Below are 25068 nucleotides of genomic sequence, written 5' to 3'. Positions count from 1 at the left end.
AGGTCGACAGGAGTCCGACACCGGCACAGGCAAGAGAACAACTTATGACGAATGAGACCTTTCTCATCGTAACAACGATGAAAAACGAAGGGCCTTTCATGATCGATTGGGTGGCCTACAACCACGCAATCGGCTTTGATGACATTCTGATTTATACCAATGATTGCGCTGATGGTACCGATGCCATGGGCGAACGGTTGCAAGCGCTTGGCTGGGCTCACCACCAACGAAACAGGCTGGGTCCGCGCGCTGCGCCGCAGGTTCGTGCATTTTCGCTTGCGCGGAATCACCCAAGCTATCTGTCATCGGATTGGATTCTCAGTTTGGATGTGGACGAGTATATCAATATCCGTTTGCCCAATAGTGATATAAGAAGCCTCGTTGAGGCCAGCGGCGTGGCGGACGCGATCTCGATCTGCTGGCGCATGTTCGGAAACGCGGGTCAGAACGATTTCGTTGATCGACCCGTACCTGAGACTTTCTTTCTGGCCGCCACCGAAGACGGCTATCCGCATCATCGGACCAAAGGGTTCAAAACGCTGTTCCGCAACAATGGGAAATTCAGCCGTTTTCGCGCCCATCGTCCCAGGATCAATCCAGAAGATGCACCGAACCCTGACGCGCCATACGAAGGGGTGTTGTGGCGGGATTCGGGCGGGAACCTCTACCCAGCAGACCAAGTGAAATGGAAAGCATGGCGTGGTTTCAGCCATGAATTCGCGCGCATTCATCATTATGCTGTGCGCAGCACTGATAGCTTTTTAGTCAAGCGCGACCGTGGGCGCACCAATCATGTGGGGCAGGATCAAGGGCTCAAATACTGGCTCATGATGAACCACAATGATGTTGAGGATCGCTCAATTCTGGAACACATGCCGGCTATGCACGACATCAAAACTGAGATGATGGCAGATCCGCAATTGGCAGATCTTCATCATAAAGCATGTGAGTGGCACAGGTCGAAAGCCGAAGAATTGAGAGCCAGACCGGACTGGGTTGATCTGGTTGAAGCGTTGCAAAATTCCTCAACCGGAGAAGACGTCTATGGGTGAAGCTGTATCTGCTGAGGATCGCCGCAAGAAGCAAGCTGAGCAGCGCGAACGGAAGGATTCCCTGCGGCGCGAAATGCTCAAGACCATGCCGCATGGACGGTTGAGCGTTGAAATTGGCGTTTGGAAGGGCGAATTTTCGCGGATTCTGCTGGAAGAGCTGCAACCCTCGAAATTGTGCCTCATCGATCCCTGGCAAGTACAGCAAGACCCGGATGGCGGTGCTTCGCTTGCCGGAGCGCGCACGCAAAAGGATATGGATCGGATCTACGATGCAGTAACGGGTAAATACAGCACCGAGATCGCCAAGGGGCAAATTTCGATCATTCGCGACTATTCGCGACCGGCGCTAAGCCTGTTTGAAGATCAGAGCATCGGGTTTGCCTATTTGGACGGCGACCATTCCTACGAGGGCGTAAAAACGGATCTGGATGCTTTGCTGCCCAAGATGATCGAAGGCGGCGTAATCATGCTTGACGATTATCACAGGCGCGGTTGGTGGAAAGATGACGTGATGCGTGCGTTCCACGAATTCCTCGGGGCAAATTCTGCGGGGCTGCGGCTCAAGGCCATCATGGGGGCGCAGGTGGCCGTCGAGAAACTTTGAGCCGAGATCATTTTTCTGATTATAGATTCGTGCGACGTAACCCAGGCTGGCTAGTGTCTTCCAGCGTCAACAGTGTTAAGCAACAAGTTCAGCGATGACGGATAGGGTTGTTGTCTAAGTCCGATCATCTTTGAATAGCGGCACTTTCCCAGGCAGACAGGAACTTTCTGCGCTTCAGCGTATCGAGGAACGTCAACAACGCAGGGTCCAGCGCTATCGCTGCGCTTTCGGTCGTGGAGTCCTGCGTGTCCAGAAGTGGCAGTGCTGCCATTGATTCCGGATTCAGCGTGGTCAGGTGCCGGACAAAGGTCTCCGCTTCCTCCGGCAAGCGGCTTTTGCCAGTTACCATGGCGGTTCGCATCATCGTCGTCTGAAAATCCGAAGGCAGAATGATCTGAAGGGCATCCTTTCCTTCTGTTCGTACCGCCGCATAACTGCCAAGCACGTTGTAGGCCACCGCGATCGTACCATCCGCCAGGTCGTTAATCATGTCGCCCGAACAACAATACAGCCGCACGTCCAGGCCGCCCAAAACCTCCATCAAGCGCCAATAGGTTTCCGAGGCGCGGGCGTCCTGCGTGGCGAACAAATAGCCCAATCCCGACTGGCGCACGTCATAAGTGCCGACTTTGCCCCGAAAATCATCCGGGCGGGCGCGCAGCGCTTCGATCAGTTCCTGCCGTGTTTGCGGTATTGGTTGTCCTTCGAACGCGGTGCGATTGACAACGATGGTTGCGGGTTCCGAAGTGAAGGCGAACAGGCTTTGATGCCATTGCGCCCAAGGGGGGTGCGGAAGATCGTTAAGCGCCAGCGCATATCCGTCATTCGCGAGCTTCAGTTGCAGGTCCATCGCGCTGGAAACGACAACGTCGAACGCTTCTGGCGTGGCTCGGACGCGTCGGTCGATATCGGCCGTGCCGGTCACCAGATATTCGACCGATATCGCTGGATTCTGGGCGACGAAATCCTCGATCAGCGGCGCAAACAGGGCGGTATCGGTGCTGGAAATGACCCGCAGTCGGGGGCCGTCGGCACTTTCGTTGAATATTTGTCGGTCTTCCCAATCCTGAGCCCCTGCGCCGCTGGCGAACAGGCATAGGATCAGAGTGACAAGATAACGCATGCGCCGCCCTCCGCTTTGTTTGACAGTACCAGCGTGCCACCATGGGCGACCGCGACGTCCTGGGCAATGGTTAGCCCGAGGCCCGATCCGATGGTTCCTGCCGCGTTCTGACCACGTTCGAAACGTCTTGTGAGCGTTTCGATTTCATCGGGCGGAAAGCCTGGCCCCTGGTCGCTGACCGTGATCCGGGCTGTGGGTGATCCTGCGACATCGATGACTACGGTACTGTCCGCTGGCGCATATTTAAGCGCATTGTCTACCATGTTCCGCACCGCATTTTGGATGAGGATGGGGTCGCCCGAATACATGACCTGCGGATCGCCGCTCAAAGCAAGCGAAAGGTCCTTCATTTCGGCTATGGGCGTCAAGCGCTGGACAAGCTCTCGGATCAGAGTCACCAGATCGATATCCTCGCGCTCCAGATGGTCGGCGCGGAATGTGATCATGGCGTGATCCAGTAGTTGCCCCGCGGCCCGAGAGCTTTCGTCGATGGCGCGCATCATTGATCTTAACGCCTCGCGGTTGTCTTCTCTCTCGACCCGTTGCAGCGTCGCCTCGGCATAAGACCTCACCGTTGCCAGCGGGGTGCGGACCCTATGGGCGGCCTCGGCGATAAAGTCCTCGGATTGGCTGAGTGACTGGTCCAGGCGTCCCATCAGCGAATTCAGCGATGACACCAAAGGCGCCATTTCACGCGGTACTGGTTTTTTGAATGGGCTGAGATCTTGCGGTCCCCGACGGGTGACGGATGTCGTTAATCTGTCGAGCTGGCCGATGGTGGCCGAACTCACCCAGAAGGACAATACAGCCGCAAGCACAAAGAACCCCAATCCCAAAAGGCCGGCATTGCGTGAGATTTGATCCAGCGTCTCCGACAGCGCATCTTGGGTCTGTCCCAAGGCCACTTCGATTTCTGTCTGATTTCCCAGCCCGACCAGTGTGCGGCTGGCACTGACCTGACGAACGTTTTCACCACGCACCTCACCGAAGCGAAAGGTCCATTTTCCATCAGCGGGTCCTTGAGTTGGGGTCAGGTCTTCGTAGCCGGACAGGAACTCGCCATCCTGAAAGATCGCATAAAACACTCGGTCGTCCGACGGCGTGCTCAGCATTGAAAAGGCGGCATAGGGGATATCGACTTCAAGCTCGCCTCCACGCAGCGCCGCGGCATCGAGGATCGAGGTGACTGAGGCACCCAGAATGTTGTCCTGACCTTGCTGGGCAACCTGAACTGCATAGTCGCGGACAGCAAAGAACAGCACGAGGGCCAGAATCGCGGCACCGCCGATTAGCGTTAGCGCAAGACGGTTTCGGAGTGATCCGGAAACGTTTGGATTAGTTGCCATGATCCAGCCTGTAACCCAAACCGCGCAACGTTGTGATCCTGAGCTCCGATTTTTCCAGATGCTTGCGCAGTCGGCCGACATAGACCTCGATGGCATTGTCCGAAACACTGTCGTCGTAGGAGAACAACCGGTCCGCCAGCTTCTGCTTAGAAAACACCTGACCCGGGGCGTTGATCAGCAGTTCCAACAAGCGCAGTTCGCGGTTGCGAAGCGAGACGATATCGTCGCCCACCGTCAAATGACCTGCAACCGGATCAAAGACGACGCCGCCAATTTCAATCGTCGTTTTGGTCTTGCCGGATTTGCGTCTCAGCACTGCGCGGCAGCGCGCCTCAAGTTCGGCATGGTCGAAGGGTTTGGTGACATAATCGTCCGCCCCAAGATCGAGTGAGCCGATTCGATCCGACACTTGACTGCGGGCGGTCAGAACGATGACAGGTGTGTCCAGATGGCTGGCGCGATGCCGTTTGAGGAAATCCCGCCCGTCCCCGTCGGGAAGCATGATGTCCAGCAGGATCAGGTCATACTCATCGATTTCAACAAAGGCCACAGCATCTTCTATTTTCTCTGCGTGATCAACCACATGCCCGTCCAGCCGCATGCGCGAGCTTATGGCATTGGCGAGGTCCAGATTGTCTTCGACCAAGAGGAATTTCATCGGGATCCAATAGTAATTTCACCCATGACAGGTTGATGTCAGGTTGATGTGTTTAGGTTTCGAATAATCTGAGCCGCACTGCGGCCGGTTGTCAAACGGGAGGAATTCATGACGACAATCAAACTGGGCCGTCGCGCCCTGATCGCGGCTGTGACCGCTATTGGTCTGGCTGGACCGACTTTCGCTGAAGAGGTCGTAGATAGCATCCACTTTCTGATTCCCGGTGGCGCAGGAGGCGGCTGGGACGGCACGGCCCGTGGCACCGGTGAGGCGCTGACGAATGCGGGTCTCGTGGGAACTGCATCCTACGAAAACATGTCGGGCGGCGGCGGTGGTAAAGCCATCGGATATCTGATCGAAAACGCCGACAGCAACCACGGCACGCTCATGGTCAACTCGACCCCGATCGTGATCCGCTCTCTGACCGGAGTGTTCCCGCACAATTTCCGCGACCTGACACTGGTCTCGGGCACGATCGGTGATTACGCGGCGATTGTTGTGGGCAAAGACAGCCCCATCAATTCAATGGCGGACCTGCTAGCCGCGTATGACGCCGATCCAAGTACAACGGCCATCGGCGGCGGTTCTGTGCCGGGTGGGATGGACCATCTGGTCGCGGCGATGGTTATGGAAGCGGCAGGCAAGGACGCTTTGGGCGTGAAGTACATCCCCTATGATGCAGGTGGCAAAGCGATGGCCGCGCTTCTGTCCGGTGAGATCGCCGCGCTATCGACCGGTTTCTCGGAGGCTGTCGATCTGGCGAATGCAGGTGAGGTGAAGATCATTGGCGTCACCGCAGAAGAGCGCGTGGATGCAGCCCCTGATGCGCAGACAATGAAAGAGCAGGGCATCGACACAACTTTCGTGAACTGGCGTGGGTTCTTTGCTGCTCCTGGTCTGCCAGAGGACAAGCTGGTCGCTTATCAAGAAGCCATCGCCAAGATGTATGACACACCTGAATGGGAAGAGGTCCGCGCCCGTAACGGTTGGGTGAACATCCACAACTCGGGTGCTGATTTCCAATCGTTCCTGGAACAGCAGGAAAAGCAGATCGGCGATCTGATGAAAAAGTTGGGTTTCCTGTAAGGATACCTCGGGCAGAGCGGGCAACCGCTCTGCCTCAACCAACAATAAATCAAAGGAGGGGGAAACATGGCGCTGGATCGCTGGATCGCGCTCGTTTTGCTGGGCATATGCCTGACATATGGCTACACCGCCTGGTTCACGATGGATGGCAGTCTGCCCCCCTTCATGCAGCGCAACCCTATTTGGCCGAGCACCTTTCCCAAGGTGCTGTCGATTTTGGGGATAATTGCCACAACGATTATTCTGTTGGGCTTTGAAAAGGCTGAGCCCAAAGAGGCTGATATCGATTATCGGAGGCTGGGCGAATATCACCTGGGCCAGGCGCTGCTGTTACTGGCTTTGATGGTTGCCTATGCGCTGTGCCTGCGTCCGGTTGGATTTCTGATCTCGACATCCGGGTTCCTGATCCTCGGTTCTTTCATTCTGGGCGAACGCAAATGGCACGTCATGCTGCCGGTTGCCGTAATCGCTACAGGTTCAGTCTGGTACCTCGTGCAAGAGGTTCTTGGCATCTACATGCGACCCTTGCCGGGCGTTTTCGGAGGCTGACATGCTTGAAGGATTGTTGATCGGCCTACAAACGGCATTCTCCATCCAAAACTTGTTGATGGTCATAGCGGGCTGTCTGATTGGTACATTCATCGGCATGCTGCCCGGTCTTGGGCCGATGTCGATCATCGCCATTATGATTCCGGTCGCCATTTCGATGGGCGATCCGTCCGCCGCATTGATCCTGCTTGCCGGTGTCTATTACGGCGCGATCTTTGGTGGCTCGACATCTTCCATTCTTCTGAACGCGCCGGGGGTCGCGGGAACCGTGGCCTCAAGCTTCGACGGCTATCCGATGGCTCGTCAGGGCAAAGCCGGGAAGGCGCTCACAGTTGCCGCTATCGCCAGTTTCGCCGGGGGTACGATAGGCGCGCTACTGCTGATGGTCTTTGCGCCTGCATTATCCTCGGTCGCACTGCTGTTCCACTCGGCTGAGTACTTTGCCTTGATGGTAGTGGGTCTATCCGCCATCGCCGCCTTTGCGGGAACCGGGCAGGTGGCCAAGGCAATTGTCATGACCATTCTCGGGCTGATCATGGCCACTGTCGGCGAGGGCGCGCTGTTCAACTTGCCGCGTTTCACGATGGGGATCATGGATCTGCAGTCCGGCTTTGGTTTCATCACGCTTGCAATGGCGATGTTTGCCCTGCCCGAAGCGCTGTTTTTGGTTCTCAAACCCAAGGACCTGCAAGGCGACGAAGGCGAAATCAAGGACCTGCGCATCACAGGATCCGAGGCAAAGGCCATCGCTCCGGTGGTTGGTCGCCAATCTGTGCAGGGTTTCTTTATCGGTGTGCTTCCGGGGGCAGGGGCAACGATTGCCAGTTTCCTTGGCTATGCGGTTGAACGCAATATTGCCCCGAAAGAAGAGCAGGAGGAGTTCGGCAAAGGCTCGATCAAAGGTCTGGCAGCACCCGAGACAGCTAACAATGCTGCCTGTACCGGTTCCTTTGTTCCGTTGCTGACGCTCGGCATTCCAGGTTCCGGAACTACGGCCATTTTGTTGGGCGCCCTGATCGCGCTGAATGTGACACCGGGTCCGCGCCTGATGATCGACGAGCCACAGGTATTCTGGGCTGTCATCATGTCGATGTTCATTGGCAATCTGGTGCTGCTGATCCTGAACCTGCCGTTGATCCCCTATATCGCCAAGGTGCTTGCAGTACCGCGCAACTATCTGATCCCGTTCATTTTGTTCTTCACCCTCATGGGGGCCTATATCGGGCAGAACAATGCCACGGAACTGCTGATATTGGTCGGCTTCGGCGTCTGCGCCACGGCACTGAAATTTGCCGATTACCCTCTGGCACCACTGCTGATCGGTTTCATCCTTGGTGGCATGATGGAGGATAACTTCGCCCGTTCCATGCAGCTGTATGACGGCATCGCCTTTATCTGGGAACGTCCGATGACGCTGGGCCTGTTGGTGATTGCCCTCCTTCTGGTGCTGTTGCCCAGTTACCGCGCACGTCGCGCCAAGGCGCGAGCGGCAGGCGTGGCCGATGGCGACTGAGCCACTTTCAGGCATCCGGGTTCTTGACCTGACTAATGTCCTGGCCGGGCCGTATTGTTGCTACCAACTGGCCCTGATGGGGGCCGAAGTGATCAAGGTCGAACGCCCCGGCAGCGGAGATCTGGCCCGTGTGCTGGGGGCGGATCCTGATCGGAACAAGGCCGGCATGGGCATCAGCTTTCTGGCGCAGAATGCAGACAAGAAATCCGTGACTTTGGATATGAAGGCTGATCGGGGAAAGGCTCTGCTCAAGCGGCTGGTCAAGACTGCCGATGTGCTGGTCGAGAACTTCCGGCCCGGCGTGATGGACCGGCTTGGGCTGGGGTATCAGGTTCTGCGCGCCGAGAACCCCAGACTGATTTATTGTGCCATCAGCGGGTTTGGTCAGGATGGACCACGCCGGGATGACCCGGCCTATGACCAGATCGTGCAGGGGATCAGCGGTGTCATGTCAATCACAGGTGCGTCGGATACCGCGCCTTACCGGGTCGGCTATCCTCTGGCAGATACCGTCGGCGGGATGACGGCGGCCTTTGCCATAAGCGCGGCCTTGAATGCCAACCCGCGCGGGGCATTCCTTGATGTCGCAATGAACGAGGCGGTGGTTTCGACCATGGGGTGGGTGGTGTCCAACTATCTGGTCGGTGGCGTGACTCCTGCGCCGCATGGGAACGAAAACACAACCTCGGCCCCGTCCGGAACTTTTGCCACATCCGACAACCCTATTAATATCGCCGCCAATCGCGACGAACAATGGCATGCGCTCGCCCAACATCTGGGCCGCGCCGACCTTTTGACGCATCCGGACTACCTAACCCGCGAGGATCGCAAGACCAACCGGCATGAATTGCGTCAAGAGCTGGAACGCACGCTTTCTACCCGTCCATCCAGTGATTGGGTCCAAGAGTTGAATGCGTTGGGTGTACCGGCCGGGCCGGTTATGACGGTTCCGCAGGCTTTGTCCGACGATCAACTCTCAGGTCGCGGGCTGATTGGAACTCTGTCGGCGCACGGAGAGAGGTTACGCCTTGCGGGCAGCCCAGTGGTCATTGATGGCGCACGCCGCATGCCACGATCCGCGCCACCGGATCTTGGGGCCGACAACCTCTCGATTTGGGCCGAGCTTGGACTGTCGGACGCAGAGATCGAAACGTTGCGACATGAGAGGGTGATATGAGCGATGTTGCCGATTGGTGGCGCACCGCCATCATCGATATGGAGCCCGGGCGCATTGAACTGCGTGGCCAGCCGATTCAAGACCTGATCGGCAATCTGGGTTTCGCTGAAATGATCTGGTTTATGGTGCAGGGTGACAGACCGACACCTGCGCAGGCTCGATTGTTCGAGGCCGCTTTGGTCGCCGCCGTGGATCACGGCCCGCAAGCCCCTTCGATCGCGGCTGCGCGAATGGCGGTGACCTGCGGGCTGTCTCTTAACAACGCGATGGCGAGTGCTGTTAATATGCTGGGTGACATCCATGGTGGTGCCGGCGAGCAGGCGATGGAGCTTTATCACTTTGTAGACGCCCATGCCGAAGGCCCAGAACAGGCATTGGACGACTGGATCGCCGAGCGCGGGAAGATACTGCCGGGTTTCGGGCATCGGTTCCATACACCGACGGACCCGCGCGCACCCCGGCTGATGGCCCTGGTTGCTGATGCAGTCGAACAGGACGCCTGCGAGGGTCGGTTCATGAAAGTCGGGCAAGCCGTGGAAACCGACCTGATGCGCCGGAAAGGCAAGCCGGTGCCGATGAATATCGATGGTGTCACGGCAGTGATCTATGCAGAGCTAGGCTTTGCCCCTCCATTGGCACGGGGTTTGTTTTGCCTTTCGCGGTCGGTCGGTATTCTGGCCCATGCCTGGGAGCAGACCCAGCAAGGCGGACGTAACAAAGGTCCTACGCCGCCCCACTATCGCTGGACATATCTACGCAATGGAAGTTGAGTTATGCCGCCTGTCGTTCCTCATGGCTTCGGATGCCTTTTATCCAGATTCTGAAACACAGCGACATAGTTTGTCGCCAGCGCCTTCGCTTTTCAGCCAACACCGTCTAGAACTGCGTAGTACAGGAGCTGGATAATTTGGGAGAAGTGACGTCGCAGCTGACACAGGTAGGACTGGCGTAGCGTGTTGTCGTTTTCCAGGAAAATGCGCACAAGGCGGACAACGTAATCGCCCTAAGTCAATGATCTAGAGTGAATTGGAGGCGAGTACCGGAATCGAACCGGTGTACACGGATTTGCAATCCGCTGCGTCACCACTCCGCCAACTCGCCTTTTTAAGCAATATCAATAACTTGCCGTGGTGTGAGGGGCGTTCTATCAGCTTTCAGGATGAACGTCCATAGCCTTGAGGGCGATTATTTCTGTCTTGTTTGGAAATTTGACAATACCCCAATGGTACGTTTTTGCCGCGCCCGGAAATGCAATCTGGCCCGTTGCTGCAGGCAGGCGGATGTGGCAAAAGCCAGATAACAGTCTGATAAGGAATGAGCGATCACATGACAGATTTCGCAGCCCGGCGCCTTACGATGGTTGATACTCAGGTCAGGCCCTCGGATGTGACCAAGTTCCCTATCATTGATGCGATGCTGAGCGTTGCGCGCGAAAATTTCGTGCCGGATGCGCAACGTGAGGCAGCCTATGTTGGTGATCTGGTCGAGTTGGGTGATGGACGTTGTCTGCTTGAGCCCAGGACGCTGGCTAAGATGTTGGACGCAGTCAACATTTCCAATGATGAAGTGGTGCTGGATATCGCGCCGGGGCTGGGTTACTCAACCGCAATCGCCGCGCGAATGGCAGAGTTGGTTGTGGCCGTGGAATCCGACCCGGCATTGGCGGCTGAAGCTCAGACGCTTCTGATGGAAGCTGACGTAGACAACGCTATTGTTCATGAAGGACCGCTTGAACAAGGCGCGGTTGAGCATGGACCCTACGATGTGATCATGATTCAGGGTGGGGTCGAGCAGCTTTCAGACACTTTGCTGGATCAACTCAAGGATGGGGGCCGGATCATTTGCCTGTTCATGGAGGGTGATCTTGGCACGGTTCGTATGGGTCTCAAGTCCTCAGGCCGTGTCTCGTGGCGATTTGCGTTCAATGCTAGCGCACCGATTTTGCCCGCATTTTGCGCTGAGTGTGCATTTTCGCTATAGTTGGCAATAGAAGTATTTTGATGCCTTGATTACTTGAAAACACCGGCGCAAACTGCGCTGGTGGTTGCGTAATTTCGATTTGAGAGGACTTAGTTATGCGCGGGACGACGACAGGAAAGCTGGTCAAAGGCCTGACTTTGGCTGCTGGTGTTGCATTAAGTGTGATGCCCGGAAGGTCGGTTTGGGCAGATAATCTGACCGATGCATTCATCGGCGCGTATAACACCAGCGGCCTGCTTGAGCAGAACCGTGCCTTGTTACGCGCAGCGGATGAAGATGTCGCCATTGCGCTCTCAGCGCTGCGTCCGATCATCAACTGGACCGTGCGGGTGAGCCGGGATTACACGCGCACCAACACGAGCAGCTTGATCACGACGCGCGAGCCTTCGAGCTTTTTTTCCGGTCTCACGCTGAGCCAGTTGATCTATGACGGTGGCGCTTCCATCCTTGGCAAGCAATCGGCGCAGGAAACTGTGCTATCCACCCGTCAGTCTCTTATTGATATTGAACAACAAATCCTGATCAGAGCCGCGAACGCCTATCTGGGTGTTCTGCTGCAGGAAGAGACGGTCGCGATCCGCCAGAACAACGTGGAAGTGTCGGCGGAAGAACTGCGCGCATCGCAGGATCGCTTTGAAGTAGGTGAGGTTACACGTACAGACGTTGCCCTGTCCGAGGCACAATTGGCCAGCTCTCAGGCTGATTTGGCGGTCGCACGTGGTAACCTGAGCATTGCTCAGGCTGAATACGTAAACGCCGTTGGCAAGACACCTGGGCGGACGGCTGGCCAGCCAAGGCTGCCCAACCTGCCGCGTTCAGAGGCGGATGCGGTGAATTTGGCTCAGCGTAACCACCCTGCGATTCTTTCCGCACAGCATCAGGTGCGTGCGCTGGACCTGATCGTGCAGCAGCAGCGTGCAAATCTGGGTCCGAATGTCAGCCTGAATGCGGATGCGGGCATTACCGAGAGCTACGACAATGACGATTACATCAACGATGCGACGATCTCACTGAACTTCAATCAGCCGATCTATTCCGGTGGCGGTCTGGCGGCAGCGGTGCGTCGTGCGATGGCAACTCGTGATGCGTCGCGTGCCAACCTTCTGAACGTTCAGAAAGACATCACACAAGGTGTTGCCGATCGCTATGCTGCGTTTCAGGCGGCAACTGCAAGCCTGCGGGCGTCAACAGAACGGGTTCGTGCTTCGCAGGTGGCGTTTGACGGTATTCGTGAAGAAGCAACGTTGGGTGCACGGACGACCTTGGACGTCCTGAATGCCCAGCAGGATTTGCTGGACGCGCAATTGGCCGAGGTAGCATCCCGGACCGAGCGGTCGCGGGCTGCATATGAACTGCTGCAAGCCCAGGGGCTGTTGACGGCAGAGCGTTTGGGTCTTGCAGTGCAGATCTATGATCCGACCCTGTATTACAACCTCGTGAAAAAGGCGCCGTCGCAGGTCAGTAAGCAAAGCCGCGATCTGGATCGAGTGCTCAAGGCATTGCGCCGCGACTAAAGGGCATCGCTACCTGTTGTGGCGCTGGCTCAGATTGGCTACAATCGGGCCTAGGTTAGAGCGGTAGAAAATAATGTCAGATCGTGTTGTAAGCGCCAATATTCAGGACGTTCTTTCGTCGGTTAAGCGAATGGTCGACGAGGACGCGCATGACGAATCAGAATTCATATTTGTTCCGACGGCCCCGGCTGCCAAGCCGGGCCGGTTGGTTTTAACGGATGCGCTGCGCGTCAGCAATGAACCGCTGATCGCCAAGAAGGCCGCGCCCTTGAAACTGATGCCCCAGCATAGCGCGGGTGACAGTACCCCAAAGCAGGCCGCAAATGCGCCAAGCAACCCTGCCGAACCGATGCGGCTGCAACCCAGCGATATTGTGCGCGCTGGTGATGTCGACGCCAAGGCAGACGCACCAAAGCGCGACCTAGCGGGAAGCCTCAGCGCCAAGATTGAAGCTTTGGAAGCTGCTATCGCGCGCACCGAGGATCAGTGGGAGCCCGATGGCGAGAGCGATGACGACTACTCTGGCACCAAGACGCAGGCTGTTGAATGGCCGGCAGACAGAGCTTTTGCGCAGTCTCAGGCGGCTGAACCAAAATCCGAAGCCACATTTATTCGCGACCCGGAGGTGGTGGAAGATATGGCACAGAAGCCGACCGATGTGACAATCGGAGAAGAGGAATTGCGCGAACTCGTCGCCCAGATCGTCCGGGAAGAGCTGCAGGGCGCGCTGGGCGAACGGATCACGAAAAACCTGCGCAAGATGGTTCGGCGTGAGATCACGCGGGCGATCGCCGCAGCGGATGTTGACTGAGGTCTAACTGGTGCGTGGCGTCTGCGCCATCGCGAGAAGCAGATCCAGATCCATATGCTGTTCCAGATGGTCGGCAAGGTCGTCCAGCACTTGTTCGACGCCGTCTTCGTAAGCTGTTTCCGATGTCACGCCAAGTTCTGCCAGATAGCTGGCGCGAAACGTGTCCGAGGTGAAAATCCCATGCAGATAGCTGCCGCGTATGCGCCCATTGGCGCTGGCGGCACCTTCCGGGCGACCTTCGATCTGCAGCCAGGCCCGAGCGCAATCCGGGCCATCAGTACGGCCCATGTGGATCTCATATCCGCTGACGGGTTCATGACCGGGCAGGGCGGTTGCTGAGCGCAGGATAACCTGCTTTTCTCCGGCCATTGTCGTGCTGACATCCAGCAATCCCAGCCCTTCGACCCGACCGGGGCGTCCATCGACGCCATCGGGGTCCGAGATGGTTTTGCCCAGCATCTGATAACCCCCGCACAGGCCCAGAACATGACCCCCGCGGCGGACATGGGCATAAAGGTCGATATCCCAACCCTGCGCCCGGAAATAGGCCAGATCGCCGATTGTAGACTTACTGCCCGGCAACAGCACCAGATCGGCATCTCCGGGCAGGGGGCGGCCTGCTGGGATGATCTCGACCGTAACGCCTGGTTCGGCGGAAAGCGGGTCGAGATCGTCGAAATTGGCCATCCGCTCAAGCTGAGGCACAGCGATCTTGCATGCCCCCCCGGTATGAGAGCGGATGTCCATCATGTCTTCTGCCGGCAGCTTCCATGCATCATGGAACCAGGGCACCACGCCCAGGCAGGGCCAGCCGGTCCGGGATGCGATATCGTCGCGCCCTTCATCGAACAGGGAGACATCGCCTTTGAAGCGGTTGATGGCAAAACCCCGGATCATCGCAAGGTCCCCGGCCTCCAAGACGGCTTGCGTCCCCACGATCTGAGCGATCACGCCACCCCGATGAATGTCGCCCACCAGAACCACCGGAACCTGTGCGGCACAGGCAAATCCCATATTGGCGATGTCACCCTTGCGCAGATTAGTTTCTGCCGGACTGCCCGCGCCTTCGATCAACACCAGATCAGCGTCGCAGCAAAGCCTTTCAAAGCTTTCCAGAGCCGCCCCCAGCAGTTTAGACTTGTCCTTGCGATAATCGCCCGCCTTCATTGTACCTGCGCGCTGGCCCTGAAGAATGATCTGCGCGCCGGTATCAGTTTCGGGTTTGAGCAGGATTGGGTTCATATCCGTATGCGTCGGTCGTTTGGCCGCCCGCGCCTGCAGGGCTTGCGCGCGCCCGATTTCGCCGCCGTTTTCCGTAACAGCGGCGTTGTTCGACATGTTCTGCGGCTTGAACGGAGCCACGCGCAACCCGCGTCGCGTATAGGCGCGGGCCAACCCGGCCACCAAAACCGATTTGCCGACATTGCTGCCGGTGCCTTGAATCATGATGGACCGCGCCATGGCCTGTCTCCTATGCTCGGGCGCAGATGACCTGATTTAAGGCCAAAGGAAAAGCCCCATATGAATACGCCTGCGCATCTTTTGATCGGTGCTGCTGTTTTTGCGCGCCCGGCCCGGGGCGCGACGCTATGGGCAGCTCTGTTTGGGTCCTTGTTGCCGGATTTGTCGCTATACCTGATGGCCGGCGTTTCGCTGCACATCCTGAACATCCCGGCACAGGTGGTGTTTGATCAGCTTTACTTTTCACCCGCGTGGCAAACCGTATTCGCCATCGATAACTCGTTCATTTTGTGGGGAATGGCACTTGCACTCGGGCTGTGGCGCGGCTGGCACCTGCTAACCATTGGCGCATCCGCAGGGATACTTCATTTGGTGATGGATTTCTTATTGCACGCAGGCGATGGCCGACCGCAGTTCTGGCCGATCAGTTCATGGGTCTTTCACAGTCCGATCAGCTATTGGGACAGCACACATCATGCGGCTTGGATCGCGCCGATCTCAGTGACGATTTGCATTGCCGCCTATGTGGTGCTTTGGCAGCGCGGCCTGTCGGTTTCGGCAAAACTGTTCTTTGCGCTGTTACTGGCGGCCGAGCTTTGGGTGGCGCGGCAATGGATCATGTATTTTTGATCTGACCAATCAGCCCAAAGAAAAACGCGCCCCGATGTCAGGGCGCGTTTTTTCAATCGGATGCGGGGAACAATCAGGCAGCTTCGGCCTGCTGAGCCGCATTCCGGCGTTCGCTTTCTTCGCGGGACAGGGCGACAGACGTCCGTACGCCGCGACCAACAAATTCCATCAGCCCGCCTACAACCCGCTCATTGGGGTCGATGCCGGCGCACGATAGTACTTCGCGCCCATCGCGCGAACGTGCCCAACGGGCAATTTGTTCCGGTCCGTTGCCATACTTCTTGTCGTCGGCGATGGCATCATCCAGAGCAGCCAGTACAACGGCTGCGAAAAGTTTGCGTGCACGATTGCCTTGTTCGTTGTTAAAGGCAGTGCCGTCAACGAAATCTCTCATCTCGTCTTTCCTGTTTTTCTTGCTCTTGCAATTTTCGGCGTGACGGTCCTTATGACCTATTACATGCGATTCGGATACACCTAAAATGCATAGTTGCGTTGCGTCATTTGCATGGCTCGCTGCAGGTGCAGCACTAGGTTTCGTTGTCTTGTCAGGTGTGGTCACGCCAGATATAGGGACGAGAACTGACGCATCAACCGTTTGTGAAGGATTTAAGTCATGCCCAAGATAAATGGGAACGAAATTCGCCCCGGCAATGTGCTTGAGCATAATGACGGACTGTGGGCGGCGGTCAAAGTGGATCACGTAAAGCCCGGCAAAGGCGGAGCTTTTGCCCAGGTCGAGCTGCGCAACCTGCGCAATGGCTCAAAGCTGAACGAACGCTTCCGTTCGGCCGACAAAGTCGAACGCGTGCGCCTTGAGCAGAAGGATCAGCAGTTCCTGTACGAATCCGATGGCATGCTGGTGTTCATGGATTCCGAGACCTACGAGCAGATCGAACTACCTTCGGAACTGCTGGGTGAGCGCCGCCCGTTTCTGCAGGACGGCATGACTATCGTTGTGGAGTTTTACGAAAGCGAGGCGCTGAACGCCACGCTGCCCCAAAAAGTGACCTGCAAGATCGTCGAGACCGAGCCAGTTGTGAAGGGTCAGACTGCGGCGAACTCGTTTAAGCCAGCGGTTCTGGACAATGGCGTCAAGGTCATGGTGCCGCCTTTTATCGGGCAGGATGAGATGATCGTAGTGAATACCGAGACCATGGAGTATTCCGAACGCGCGTAAGCGGACGATAGTTCGGTGCAAAAGGGTCGCTCTGCGGCCCTTTTTTAGGTCCGAATGCGATAGCGCTCGGGATGATCTCCAAATAGCTCCAGCATCAGTTCGTACTTGATTCGATTGGCGCTGACCTGTCGGTAGAATGCGATCAAGAAAGCGGTCGGGCCTTGAATGCGTCCGAGACCGCTTATCGCGGCCACGACGGTGCCGACATCGGTTTTACCCTGCAACACCAGCCAGCCGCCCAGCATCAGAATCCCAACAGTCCCTGCGCCATTGATGACACTCAGCAGGAACTTGGCCGAGAGTTTCCAGATGAACATCTTGCGGCGGGTCTCGAATATCTCGTCGAACTGTTTCTCAATCGCTCGCGATGCCGCCTCGATATCCTCGTGCGTCAAGCGGTCGGTCGCGCTGCGCAGGATTCGAACACGCTCGGCCACGAAGATGTTCACTTTTCGCTGAGAGGCCAGAACGATAATGATCTGCGGAACGATCATGGAAAGTGCGATCAAGCCCAGCCCCGGTTGGGTGGAAGAGATGTAGCCGATTACGCTGATCAATGTGCCGATTTGCACCACGGGGTCAGAAAATGCACCGCCTGCGAACTTACCCAGCTCTTCCGCCTCAGCGGATACGGCCGTTGTCATCGTGCCCGAACGAAGGTCTTGCCCCTCTTCGCTGAGATCGATTGATCGGGCAAGCAACCGTCCCCGGATCAGTCGGATGATGTCCTCGCCCAGCGTTCCAGAGCGATACCCGAGCACCCATTTCAACGTGAGGCTCAACAGGATGACGCCCATCATCCCAGCGCCCAGCAACAGCAGGCGATCCACTTCGATGCTATCAGATGTCAGGTGATTGACGATGTCGCGCTGGAACTCAAGCGGAGCAGCCGCCAGCGCAGCCACCGCCAATGACAGCAGAATAAGGATGATTTGCCGTCCGGCGCTGACACGCCATATCGCGGTATAGAGGCGAAACATGCACGTATCCCGTTAGGCCAATTGCAGTCAGTGATACCGCGCGGCCCGGCCGCGTCAAATACGCAAACAGTTTCAAAAGAATGGGCGTGCCGGTTCAGCAACAAAATCAACCTGGCAGTTTTAGCGTCGCGCCACCTGCCTGCATCTCGTCCCCCGCGCGATCCAGCCGAAGGTATGCGATCGCCTTTCCGCCAGACTGTGTAAACAACACCCCGGCGGGTTTACCACTGGAGTGAATCTCGGTCCCGACCGGAGCGGTGCCCGCGATCTCGACAACGCGCAGACCTTTGCGCAACTCAGTCTTGTGCTTCATGCGCGCGGTGACCTCTTGTCCGACATAGCAGCCCTTCTTGAAGTCCAAGCCATTCAGCGCCTCGAACCCGGACTCAAGAATATAGCTGTCTGGCGTCAGTTCGATGCTGGTTTCGGGGATACAGTGACTGACGCGGATCGCATCCCAGTCCGTACCGTCATCACTTTCCAGAGCGGTAGAATAAGCGCGCCATCCCAGATCAGGATGCCGCGGGTCGGGTAGGGCGCCCTCGGGCGCGGGGCCGGTGCCGCGTTGTACGTTCAGGTCGGTCTGGTCGATGGTCACATCTGCACGCAGCTTGTACATAGTCAGTCGTTTGGCAAGCCCGTCGGCCAGCACATCGGCCACATCCAGCAGCACCGACTCACCGTCTCGTTTGAGAAAGAAGTCAGCCAGGTACTTGCCCTGTGGGGTCAGAAGGGCGGCGTAGACCAGCCCGTCGTCCAGCCGCTGCACGTCATTTGTGATCAGCCCCTGCAGAAAGCTATCAGTATCCTTGCCGGTCAGGCGCAGAATGCGGCGATTGGACATGGGTTGATCCTCGTCAATTCGTCTGGCTTCGTGATATAGGAAATCGCGCCGCCATGACCAGAGGGTTTCAGACGTGTCCGCCCCGATCAGCATCGTGATTCCGACCCTGAATTCGGGGCATTCCCTGCCGGGAACGCTGCAGGCTTTGATGGAAGGGCTTCATTCAGGCCTGATCCGAGAGTTAATCGTGACCGATGGCGGCTCAGAGGACCCAACACTTGAGATGGCGGATGAAGCCGGAGCCAAGATCGTAACAGGCCCGGCGTCAAGGGGAGGGCAGTTGCAAAGGGGGTGTGCCAAAGCATCTGGCGACTGGCTGCTAATCCTGCATGCCGACACCGAGTTGCAGTCAGGCTGGAGCGCCATCGTGGCAGAGCATCTGCGTTCGCACAGACCAGCAGCCTTCCGATTGCGGTTTCGCGTCAGTGGGATTGGTGCCCGCTGGGTTGCCGGTTGGGCCAACCTGCGTAGCAGAGTGTTTGGTTTGCCCTACGGCGATCAGGGGCTGTTGGTGCGTCGCAGGGAATATGACTCTGTCGGAGGATTCCCAGATCAGCCACTGATGGAGGATGTCGCCTTGATCCGCGCTTTGCCGCGCCCGGTGCTGTTGAAAGCAGACGCGGTTACGAGTGCGGAACGCTATATCCGTCAGGGTTGGTTTCGGCGGGGCGCGCGGAACCTTTGGACTCTGGCGCGGTACTTTCTGGGGGCTGATCCGCATCTGCTGGCGCAGTCGTATCGGCGTTGAAGGCTGTGCGTAGCTCAACGATGGATTTGCCCAGACGGAACGGTGCAGCAAAACTTACCAGACATAGGGCAATGATCTGCAGTACCAAAATATGCGCATTCGCCTGCAGATATTCCCATTCATCCTTGAGCTTGCCGACCTGTTCGATCAGATCGTCATAGCTTTGGGCCAGGATCAGATAATCACCAGCAATCGCAGGCACCTTGCGCCGCATGTTGTCAATTGCGGTTTGTGTATCATCGTCCAGAGATGTGAAGACGAGAAATTGATCGATGCTGAAGGCATCCGCTTTCGCGGCCATCTCGCGGGCCTCATCCATGTCATCACTCGACGTGCGGCCGAATAGAAAATGCAGGCCTTGAAGCGGGGCTACTTCGTTCGTGACCGCGATAAACAACGGTAAATCGGCATTGCTTGCGGTTGAGGCGGACAGAAACTCTACCTTTTCGCACAAAACAGCTGTATCCGGGTCGTAAGCGGGGTCACAGAACCTCAGCCGAAACCGCGCGGCATCACGGTCGAATGCAAGCGTGGCGGCATAAGCAACGTCGATCTGCCGGTCCAGCCGCGAACTGTCCGAGGTGTAAAGCCCGGCCAACACGGCGACCAGTGCACCGATCCCACCCAATACGACCCAGACCAGATCCGCCAGTTTCCACGCCCGATGCCCTGCAGGTTTGCGGAACAGAAATCCCGTGCCAAACAGGCCGATCATAAAGGCCAGTATCAGCAGAGGTAATTGGTTTTCAGCGATGAATGTCATACGCCGGAGTGTACGGTCTGCGCAGCATCTGACAACAGGGCTCACGCGCAGTTGTACCTTATGAAACGTCGCTACCTGACGTCAGGACCCCGAGCTTTGGCCGAACTTGCGAAACAGCTTCGTCCGGTCAAAGGCCTGCTCTAACTCGTCCGTGCGCTGCTTGACACTGTCCCAGAGACGTTCCTGCATTTCGGCAATGGCGCATTCCAATAGCACCATCAGCGAAGTCATGGAATCCCAGGCCGAAGGCACTGCGATCCTTACCGCAAAGGTGTGTTTGGCCAGCCGGTGGATGGGGGATCGCCATTGATCCGTCAGCAGGACAACCTCGGCCCCGCGTTCATGGCAAAGCTGTCCGATCAGCAAAGTGGTGTTCTCATAGCGCCGCACATCCAAGGCCACCAGCACGTCGCCTTCGCGCACTTCGAGCAGATCGTGAGTCCACGACGCTGCGTCTGACAGCAGCTTCACATCAGGACGGATCATCTGCAGGTGGAGGTAGAGATATTGCGCCAGGGTCCCGGTTATGCGTCCGCCGGTGATGAAAACACGCCGTTTGGGATCGCAAAGCATACGGCAGAAACTGTCAAACTCATCCGGGTCGACCTCATCAATCGAACGCCGCTGGTTCTCAAGCGCTTGGCGGGAGTAGCGGTTGAGAATGTGTTCTTCAGGCAAGTCATTCTGCCAGACATCCCGTTTGGCGACGGGCCCCGAGATCATCTCTTTCACTTCGCTGCGTATCGCGGACTGAAACTGCGGATAGCCATCAAAGCCGGTTTTCTGAAGCATCCGCGCAACCGTGGCGGTGGAAACCGAGGCGATACTGGCCAACTCGGTAATGCTGCCAAGCCCTGCCATGGGGTAATCATCCAGCAGCACGTTGACCAACTGCCGCTCGGTCGGTGTCATCATTTCGCGATGCGCAAGGAGCCTTTCTGTCACTCGCACGGAATACTCCTTTCCCTTTCTACCCATGTTTATGTGGAAAATTTGACAATGCAATCTGACTTGGAGAATTTTATACAGGAAATTTATTGACAGGTTAAGAACCTCTGTGGAATTTTTTCCAAATGGAATCACGTAGCGCCACTCTCACCTCTGCTCAGCCTGATTTCGGTCCCGTCGTTCACATCGACGACGCGCCGGAAGAGCCTTCGGTTGTGGTGGTGTGCGAACACGCCTCGGATCGTATCCCGGACGGACTGGGGGACATGGGGCTAAGTGCCGAGGCACTGCGCAGCCATATCGCGTGGGACCCGGGCGCGCTGCCGGTTGCACAGGCACTGGCCCAGCAGTTGAACGGCGTGCTGGTGCATGGCGGGGTGTCGAGGCTGGTTTATGACTGCAACCGCCCTCCCGAAGCCCCCGATGCTATGCCGGAATGCAGTGAAGACACACCGATCCCGGCGAACCTTGAACTGAGCGCCAATGCGCGTCAGCAGCGGATCGAAGGCGTATATGTACCGTTTTGCCAAGGGCTAGAGGATGTTCTGATCCGTCATCACCGCACGCTAAAACTCATGGTGACGGTTCATAGTTTCACGCCGATATACCGCGGAACACCGCGCGATGTTGAGCTTGGTTTGCTGCATGGCCAGGACGCCCGCTTTGCCAAGGCGATGTTGGCCAGCGCCGCGCACGAGCTGCCCCTGGTTACTCGATTGAACGAACCCTATTCGGCGGCAGACGGGGTGGCGCACACTTTGGATCTTCACGCAGCGCCCAACGGATTGTTGAACGTCATGATCGAGATCCGGAATGATCTGATTCAGACAGCCGAGCAGCAGCGGGTCATGGCCGATTGTCTGGCCCCGTGGATCAATCGTACCATTGCTCCGTTCTGTAGCGGGGTGGGCGAATGATCAAGGCAATGTCAGCATATGTGCGTGTAGTCGATGCGGTGAACTACCGGATCGGGCGGGTCATGATGTGGGGCCTGTTCGTGATGATGGGCATCCTGCTGTGGTCCTCGATCTCGAAGACCTTCTTTCTGCCTTCGCTCTGGACGCTAGAAATGGCGCAGTTTGCGATGGTGACTTATTACATCATGGGGGGGCCATATTCGATCCAACTGGGCTCGAACGTGCGAATGGATCTGTTTTATCATAATTGGAGCCATCGCCGGAAAGCCTGGTTCGATGCCTTCACGGTACTGCTGCTGATCCTTTATCTGGGTGTACTGTTCTACGGTGGGCTTGGATCCACGGCGTACAGCCTGGGCTATTGGGGTGATGAGCCTGTCGCCTATTTCACAGGCCTTCTGACCGGCAGCGAAGAAGTCGGACGGCTAGAACGATCCTCCACTGCGTGGCGGCCATACATCTGGCCGGTCAAGGCGATCATGGTCTTCGGCTTCTTCCTGATGCTGCTGCAGGCGATATCAGAATTTTTCAAAGACATTGCGCGGATCAACGGGCAAGAGATCGGAGCAGCGCGGGCATGAGCCAGGAATTTATCGCAATCTTCATGTTCGCTTCGATGATGCTGATGCTGTTCACCGGGCAGCGCGTCTTTGGTGCAATTGGTGCCGTCGCAGCCATTGCGGCACTGGCGCTCTGGGGGACAGGCGGGCAGGACATTCCGTTTTCGGCGGCGATGAAGCTGATGAAATGGTACCCGCTGCTGACCCTGCCGATGTTCATCTTCATGGGCTATGTCCTGAGCGAAAGTCGTCTGGCCGATGACCTCTATCGCATGTTCCACGTCTGGATGGGGCCGGTGAACGGTGGGCTTGCCATCGGCACCATCGGTCTGATGGTGCTGGTCTCGGCCATGAACGGGCTCAGCGTGGCAGGTATGGCCATCGGGGCGACGATTGCGCTGCCTGAACTGCTGCGGCGCGGATACGACAAGACCATGGTGACGGGGGTCATTCAGGCCGGGTCGAGCTTGGGCATTCTTGTGCCGCCCTCGGTAGTTCTGGTGCTTTATGCCATGATCGCGCGGCAACCCGTCGGTCAACTTTGGCTGGCAGGCATTGTGCCGGGGCTGCTGATGGCGTCTTTGTTCATCCTCTACATCTGGATTCGTTGCCGGCTTCAGCCGCATCTGGGACCAGCGATGGAAGACGCGCACGAGGTCCCAAGGTCCGAGAAACTCCGTCTGCTCTGGGCCGGGGCACTGCCATTGATGATTTTCGCTGCGATGATGCTGCCGTTCGTGAATGGTTGGACCTCATTGGTAGAAAGTTCGGCCATCGGAGCGTTGGCGGCGCTTGTGGCGTCAGTCCTCAAACGTCGGATGACGTGGAAGATTTTCGAGGATTGTACCAAGCAAACATTGGCCATCTCGTGCATGTTCATGTGGATCATCCTTGCGGCGCTGGGCTTCGGCGCGGTGTTTGACGGGCTGGGCGCGGTCAAGGCCATCGAGAACCTGTTCACCGAGCAGTTGGGGCTGTCACCGTGGCTGATCCTGATCCTGATGCAGCTCAGCTTCATCATCATGGGCACGTTCCTGGACGATACCGCAATGCTCGTCATCGTGGCGCCGCTCTATGTGCCGCTCGTGGGGGCGCTTGGTTTCGATCTGATCTGGTACGGTGTACTTTACACCATCACCACCCAGATCGCGTATATGACGCCGCCTTTCGGCTACAACCTGTTCCTGATGCGCGCAATGGCTCCACCAGAAATCAGCCTGCGGGACATTTACCGCTCAATCGTGCCCTTTGTCGGGGTGATGATCCTGGCGCTCGCAATAATCATGATATTCCCCGAGATCGCCTTGTGGCTGCCCGGGTATGTTTACGGAAATTAACCAGAAGGCCCGACACACGGGCACCCAAACTTAAACGGAGAGGAAATTGACATGACGACAAGACGTAAGTTTCTGAAAACTGCGGGGGTAGGGGTTGCGGCGGCACCTTTGGCAACGCCTGCACTGGCGCAAAGCACGATCACATGGCGGATGCAGACATATGCCGGTCCTGCACTGGCCGAGCATGTGATCGACCCGGCTATCAAGATGTTCAACCAGATCGCCGGTGACCGTATGCAGATCGAGCTGTTCTACGCCGATCAACTGGTCCCGACCGGAGAGCTGTTCCGCGCTATGCAGAAGGGAACCATCGACGCGGTTCAATCGGATGATGACTCGATGGCCTCGCCCACCGAAGTCACTGTTTTCGGCGGCTACTTCCCGTTCGCTTCGCGCTATTCGCTGGACGTGCCGGTGCTGTTCAACCAGTGGGGCCTGAACGAGATCTGGGATGAAGAGTATTCGAAGGTTGGCGTTAAACACATCAGCGCCGGCGCGTGGGACCCGTGTCACTTTGCGACCAAGGATCCGATCAATTCGCTGGAGGATATGAAGGGCAAACGCATCTTCACCTTCCCGACAGCAGGCCGGTTCCTCAGCCAGTTTGGCGTTGTTCCCGTCACGCTGCCGTGGGAAGACATCGAAGTTGCAGTTCAAACCGGCGAGTTGGACGGTATTGCCTGGTCGGGCATCACCGAAGACTACACCGTGGGTTGGGCGGATGTGACTAACTACTTCCTAACCAACAACATTTCGGGGGCCTGGGCCGGCCACTTCTTTGCCAATATGGATCGCTGGAACGAGCTACCGGAAGATCTGCAAACTCTGTTCAAGGTCTGCTGTGACCAGTCGCACTACTACCGCCAGTGGTGGTATTGGGGCGGCGAAGCCAACCTGCGGGTTAACGGTACCAAGATGCAATTGACGACCATCCCGGATGAAGAGTGGGCGACGGTTGAAGAAGCTGCTGTTAAGTTCTGGGACGAAATTGCTGCGGAATCCGAGACCAAGGCAAAGGTCGTGGATATCTTCAAGCGCTACAACGCCGAAATGCTCAAGGCCGGGCGGCCCTATCGTTACGGATAAAATACTTGACCGGCCCGTTCTTTCGCGGGCCGGTCGTTACAGGGACAAAGAATTTTCGTCGAAAATTCTCGCATATCACAGAGGTATTGCATGCTGACATTTGAGCATTTGAAGGCTGAGGTTTCGTCTGGCGAGATTGATACGGTATTGGTTTGTCTGGTTGACATGCAGGGCCGTTTGATGGGGAAGCGGTTTCATGCGGGT

At 57.1% G+C, this 25068-nt stretch carries 25 protein-coding genes and 1 tRNA gene; 17 read left to right on the top strand and 9 right to left on the bottom strand.

Annotated elements, in window-relative coordinates:
• The first annotated feature begins 44 nt into the window (after positions 1-44).
• Together ACR0NM_RS10870 and ACR0NM_RS10865 are read left to right on the top strand one after the other, a co-directional pair.
• Entirely contained in the window at positions 45-1052 is a 1008-nt protein-coding gene (locus tag ACR0NM_RS10870; RefSeq protein WP_480614656.1) for a glycosyltransferase family 2 protein, read from the top strand.
• Complete coding sequence (locus ACR0NM_RS10865) at positions 1045-1656, top strand: class I SAM-dependent methyltransferase (RefSeq protein WP_170391833.1); 612 nt, start codon at positions 1045-1047, stop codon at positions 1654-1656. Before ACR0NM_RS10870 ends, ACR0NM_RS10865 begins: the two co-directional genes overlap by 8 nt.
• Positions 1657-1780: 124 nt before the next feature.
• On the opposite strand, the gene ACR0NM_RS10860 is transcribed toward ACR0NM_RS10865, so the two are convergent.
• Genes ACR0NM_RS10860 through ACR0NM_RS10850 form a run of 3 tightly spaced genes read right to left on the bottom strand, consistent with a single transcriptional unit; the run spans position 1781 to position 4783 of the window.
• Positions 1781-2779 carry an ABC transporter substrate-binding protein gene (locus ACR0NM_RS10860; RefSeq protein WP_170464927.1) on the bottom strand — a complete coding sequence of 333 codons (999 nt, stop codon included), beginning with the start codon at positions 2777-2779 and terminating at the stop codon, positions 1781-1783.
• Positions 2758-4125 (bottom strand): sensor histidine kinase, encoded by a 1368-nt coding sequence (locus tag ACR0NM_RS10855; RefSeq protein WP_170420953.1) that lies wholly within the window; start codon positions 4123-4125, stop codon positions 2758-2760. Before ACR0NM_RS10855 ends, ACR0NM_RS10860 begins: the two co-directional genes overlap by 22 nt.
• On the bottom strand, positions 4115-4783 hold the full coding sequence (locus tag ACR0NM_RS10850; RefSeq protein WP_170609335.1) for a response regulator transcription factor: 669 nt from the start codon (positions 4781-4783) through the stop codon (positions 4115-4117). The genes ACR0NM_RS10855 and ACR0NM_RS10850 overlap by 11 nt, the downstream gene beginning before the upstream one ends.
• Before the next feature lie 108 nt (positions 4784-4891).
• Between ACR0NM_RS10850 and ACR0NM_RS10845 the strand changes: the two genes are divergently transcribed.
• The 5 genes from ACR0NM_RS10845 to ACR0NM_RS10825 all read left to right on the top strand — a co-directional run bounded on the left by ACR0NM_RS10845 (position 4892) and on the right by ACR0NM_RS10825 (position 9878).
• Positions 4892-5869, top strand: coding sequence for a tripartite tricarboxylate transporter substrate-binding protein (locus tag ACR0NM_RS10845; protein ID WP_170391824.1), 978 nt, complete (start codon positions 4892-4894; stop codon positions 5867-5869).
• A gap of 66 nt (positions 5870-5935) precedes the next feature.
• The gene (locus ACR0NM_RS10840; RefSeq protein WP_170401217.1) at positions 5936-6418 is read left to right on the top strand and encodes a tripartite tricarboxylate transporter TctB family protein; all 483 of its coding nucleotides are present in this window, start codon (positions 5936-5938) and stop codon (positions 6416-6418) included.
• A 1-nt stretch (position 6419) separates the two neighbouring features.
• Positions 6420-7931, top strand: a complete 1512-nt coding sequence (locus ACR0NM_RS10835; RefSeq protein WP_170391820.1) for a tripartite tricarboxylate transporter permease — start codon at positions 6420-6422, stop codon at positions 7929-7931.
• Positions 7921-9108, top strand: a complete 1188-nt coding sequence (locus tag ACR0NM_RS10830) for a CoA transferase (protein WP_170401215.1) — start codon at positions 7921-7923, stop codon at positions 9106-9108. Before ACR0NM_RS10835 ends, ACR0NM_RS10830 begins: the two co-directional genes overlap by 11 nt.
• Entirely contained in the window at positions 9105-9878 is a 774-nt protein-coding gene (locus ACR0NM_RS10825; RefSeq protein WP_480614653.1) for a citryl-CoA lyase, read from the top strand. Before ACR0NM_RS10830 ends, ACR0NM_RS10825 begins: the two co-directional genes overlap by 4 nt.
• Positions 9879-10135: 257 nt before the next feature.
• On the opposite strand, the gene ACR0NM_RS10820 is transcribed toward ACR0NM_RS10825, so the two are convergent.
• Positions 10136-10209, bottom strand: a tRNA-Cys gene (locus ACR0NM_RS10820).
• Positions 10210-10434: 225 nt separating this feature from the next.
• Here ACR0NM_RS10820 and ACR0NM_RS10815 point away from each other — a divergent pair.
• The 3 genes from ACR0NM_RS10815 to ACR0NM_RS10805 all read left to right on the top strand — a co-directional run bounded on the left by ACR0NM_RS10815 (position 10435) and on the right by ACR0NM_RS10805 (position 13413).
• Positions 10435-11088: a protein-L-isoaspartate O-methyltransferase family protein gene (locus tag ACR0NM_RS10815; protein ID WP_170401191.1), complete on the top strand. Its 654-nt coding sequence runs from the start codon at positions 10435-10437 to the stop codon at positions 11086-11088.
• 95 nt (positions 11089-11183) lie between these two features.
• Positions 11184-12602, top strand: a complete 1419-nt coding sequence (locus tag ACR0NM_RS10810) for a TolC family outer membrane protein (protein WP_170391809.1) — start codon at positions 11184-11186, stop codon at positions 12600-12602.
• Positions 12603-12675: 73 nt separating this feature from the next.
• Entirely contained in the window at positions 12676-13413 is a 738-nt protein-coding gene (locus ACR0NM_RS10805) for a hypothetical protein (RefSeq protein ID WP_170391807.1), read from the top strand.
• 3 nt (positions 13414-13416) lie between these two features.
• On the opposite strand, the gene ACR0NM_RS10800 is transcribed toward ACR0NM_RS10805, so the two are convergent.
• Positions 13417-14874: a cobyric acid synthase gene (locus ACR0NM_RS10800; RefSeq protein ID WP_480614650.1), complete on the bottom strand. Its 1458-nt coding sequence runs from the start codon at positions 14872-14874 to the stop codon at positions 13417-13419.
• A 60-nt stretch (positions 14875-14934) separates the two neighbouring features.
• On the opposite strand from ACR0NM_RS10800, the gene ACR0NM_RS10795 reads away from it, so the two are divergent.
• The gene (locus tag ACR0NM_RS10795; protein WP_480614647.1) at positions 14935-15504 is read left to right on the top strand and encodes a cobalamin biosynthesis protein CobQ; all 570 of its coding nucleotides are present in this window, start codon (positions 14935-14937) and stop codon (positions 15502-15504) included.
• Between the two features lie 73 nt (positions 15505-15577).
• On the opposite strand, the gene ACR0NM_RS10790 is transcribed toward ACR0NM_RS10795, so the two are convergent.
• Positions 15578-15898 carry a DUF6280 family protein gene (locus ACR0NM_RS10790; RefSeq protein WP_008757056.1) on the bottom strand — a complete coding sequence of 107 codons (321 nt, stop codon included), beginning with the start codon at positions 15896-15898 and terminating at the stop codon, positions 15578-15580.
• A gap of 219 nt (positions 15899-16117) precedes the next feature.
• Between ACR0NM_RS10790 and efp the strand changes: the two genes are divergently transcribed.
• Positions 16118-16681, top strand: a complete 564-nt coding sequence (gene efp, locus ACR0NM_RS10785) for an elongation factor P (RefSeq protein ID WP_170391801.1) — start codon at positions 16118-16120, stop codon at positions 16679-16681.
• Between the two features lie 44 nt (positions 16682-16725).
• Here the strand turns inward: efp and ACR0NM_RS10780 are convergent, their stop codons facing one another.
• Positions 16726-17661 (bottom strand): ABC transporter transmembrane domain-containing protein, encoded by a 936-nt coding sequence (locus ACR0NM_RS10780; RefSeq protein WP_170391799.1) that lies wholly within the window; start codon positions 17659-17661, stop codon positions 16726-16728.
• Positions 17662-17767: 106 nt separating this feature from the next.
• Positions 17768-18505, bottom strand: a complete 738-nt coding sequence (gene ygfZ / locus ACR0NM_RS10775; RefSeq protein ID WP_480614644.1) for a CAF17-like 4Fe-4S cluster assembly/insertion protein YgfZ — start codon at positions 18503-18505, stop codon at positions 17768-17770.
• Between the two features lie 73 nt (positions 18506-18578).
• Here ygfZ and ACR0NM_RS10770 point away from each other — a divergent pair, with 73 nt between their 5' ends.
• The gene (locus ACR0NM_RS10770) at positions 18579-19253 is read left to right on the top strand and encodes a TIGR04283 family arsenosugar biosynthesis glycosyltransferase (protein ID WP_480614642.1); all 675 of its coding nucleotides are present in this window, start codon (positions 18579-18581) and stop codon (positions 19251-19253) included.
• 844 nt (positions 19254-20097) lie between these two features.
• On the opposite strand, the gene ACR0NM_RS10765 is transcribed toward ACR0NM_RS10770, so the two are convergent.
• Complete coding sequence (locus tag ACR0NM_RS10765; RefSeq protein WP_255611699.1) at positions 20098-20961, bottom strand: MurR/RpiR family transcriptional regulator; 864 nt, start codon at positions 20959-20961, stop codon at positions 20098-20100.
• Positions 20962-21089: 128 nt separating this feature from the next.
• Here ACR0NM_RS10765 and ACR0NM_RS10760 point away from each other — a divergent pair, with 128 nt between their 5' ends.
• From ACR0NM_RS10760 to ACR0NM_RS10745, 4 genes are read left to right on the top strand one after another with little or no spacing between them, the layout of a single operon-like run.
• Entirely contained in the window at positions 21090-21881 is a 792-nt protein-coding gene (locus tag ACR0NM_RS10760) for an N-formylglutamate amidohydrolase (protein ID WP_480614639.1), read from the top strand.
• Positions 21878-22462, top strand: a complete 585-nt coding sequence (locus ACR0NM_RS10755) for a TRAP transporter small permease subunit (protein WP_170420973.1) — start codon at positions 21878-21880, stop codon at positions 22460-22462. Before ACR0NM_RS10760 ends, ACR0NM_RS10755 begins: the two co-directional genes overlap by 4 nt.
• Positions 22459-23778, top strand: coding sequence for a TRAP transporter large permease (locus tag ACR0NM_RS10750; protein WP_170391787.1), 1320 nt, complete (start codon positions 22459-22461; stop codon positions 23776-23778). The genes ACR0NM_RS10755 and ACR0NM_RS10750 overlap by 4 nt, the downstream gene beginning before the upstream one ends.
• A gap of 51 nt (positions 23779-23829) precedes the next feature.
• Positions 23830-24864 carry a TRAP transporter substrate-binding protein gene (locus ACR0NM_RS10745; protein ID WP_170391784.1) on the top strand — a complete coding sequence of 345 codons (1035 nt, stop codon included), beginning with the start codon at positions 23830-23832 and terminating at the stop codon, positions 24862-24864.
• Positions 24865-25068: the final 204 nt, after the last annotated feature.

The organism is Ruegeria sp. AF2 (assembly GCF_056542025.1).
Note: the sequence above shows the minus strand (reverse complement) of the source record. Positions and strands in the feature narration are given on the sequence as shown.

Bases quoted from the DNA above. Each gene is read 5' to 3' on its own strand.
- ACR0NM_RS10870 (WP_480614656.1), top strand. From the start codon at position 45: ATGACGAATGAGACCTTTCTCATCGTAACAACGATGAAAAACGAAGGG.
- ACR0NM_RS10865 (WP_170391833.1), top strand. From the start codon at position 1,045: ATGGGTGAAGCTGTATCTGCTGAGGATCGCCGCAAGAAGCAAGCTGAG.
- ACR0NM_RS10860 (WP_170464927.1), bottom strand. From the start codon at position 2,779: ATGCGTTATCTTGTCACTCTGATCCTATGCCTGTTCGCCAGCGGCGCA.
- ACR0NM_RS10855 (WP_170420953.1), bottom strand. From the start codon at position 4,125: ATGGCAACTAATCCAAACGTTTCCGGATCACTCCGAAACCGTCTTGCG.
- ACR0NM_RS10850 (WP_170609335.1), bottom strand. From the start codon at position 4,783: ATGAAATTCCTCTTGGTCGAAGACAATCTGGACCTCGCCAATGCCATA.
- ACR0NM_RS10845 (WP_170391824.1), top strand. From the start codon at position 4,892: ATGACGACAATCAAACTGGGCCGTCGCGCCCTGATCGCGGCTGTGACC.
- ACR0NM_RS10840 (WP_170401217.1), top strand. From the start codon at position 5,936: ATGGCGCTGGATCGCTGGATCGCGCTCGTTTTGCTGGGCATATGCCTG.
- ACR0NM_RS10835 (WP_170391820.1), top strand. From the start codon at position 6,420: ATGCTTGAAGGATTGTTGATCGGCCTACAAACGGCATTCTCCATCCAA.
- ACR0NM_RS10830 (WP_170401215.1), top strand. From the start codon at position 7,921: ATGGCGACTGAGCCACTTTCAGGCATCCGGGTTCTTGACCTGACTAAT.
- ACR0NM_RS10825 (WP_480614653.1), top strand. From the start codon at position 9,105: ATGAGCGATGTTGCCGATTGGTGGCGCACCGCCATCATCGATATGGAG.
- ACR0NM_RS10815 (WP_170401191.1), top strand. From the start codon at position 10,435: ATGACAGATTTCGCAGCCCGGCGCCTTACGATGGTTGATACTCAGGTC.
- ACR0NM_RS10810 (WP_170391809.1), top strand. From the start codon at position 11,184: ATGCGCGGGACGACGACAGGAAAGCTGGTCAAAGGCCTGACTTTGGCT.
- ACR0NM_RS10805 (WP_170391807.1), top strand. From the start codon at position 12,676: ATGTCAGATCGTGTTGTAAGCGCCAATATTCAGGACGTTCTTTCGTCG.
- ACR0NM_RS10800 (WP_480614650.1), bottom strand. From the start codon at position 14,874: ATGGCGCGGTCCATCATGATTCAAGGCACCGGCAGCAATGTCGGCAAA.
- ACR0NM_RS10795 (WP_480614647.1), top strand. From the start codon at position 14,935: ATGAATACGCCTGCGCATCTTTTGATCGGTGCTGCTGTTTTTGCGCGC.
- ACR0NM_RS10790 (WP_008757056.1), bottom strand. From the start codon at position 15,898: ATGAGAGATTTCGTTGACGGCACTGCCTTTAACAACGAACAAGGCAAT.
- efp (WP_170391801.1), top strand. From the start codon at position 16,118: ATGCCCAAGATAAATGGGAACGAAATTCGCCCCGGCAATGTGCTTGAG.
- ACR0NM_RS10780 (WP_170391799.1), bottom strand. From the start codon at position 17,661: ATGTTTCGCCTCTATACCGCGATATGGCGTGTCAGCGCCGGACGGCAA.
- ygfZ (WP_480614644.1), bottom strand. From the start codon at position 18,505: ATGTCCAATCGCCGCATTCTGCGCCTGACCGGCAAGGATACTGATAGC.
- ACR0NM_RS10760 (WP_480614639.1), top strand. From the start codon at position 21,090: ATGGAATCACGTAGCGCCACTCTCACCTCTGCTCAGCCTGATTTCGGT.
- ACR0NM_RS10755 (WP_170420973.1), top strand. From the start codon at position 21,878: ATGATCAAGGCAATGTCAGCATATGTGCGTGTAGTCGATGCGGTGAAC.
- ACR0NM_RS10750 (WP_170391787.1), top strand. From the start codon at position 22,459: ATGAGCCAGGAATTTATCGCAATCTTCATGTTCGCTTCGATGATGCTG.
- ACR0NM_RS10745 (WP_170391784.1), top strand. From the start codon at position 23,830: ATGACGACAAGACGTAAGTTTCTGAAAACTGCGGGGGTAGGGGTTGCG.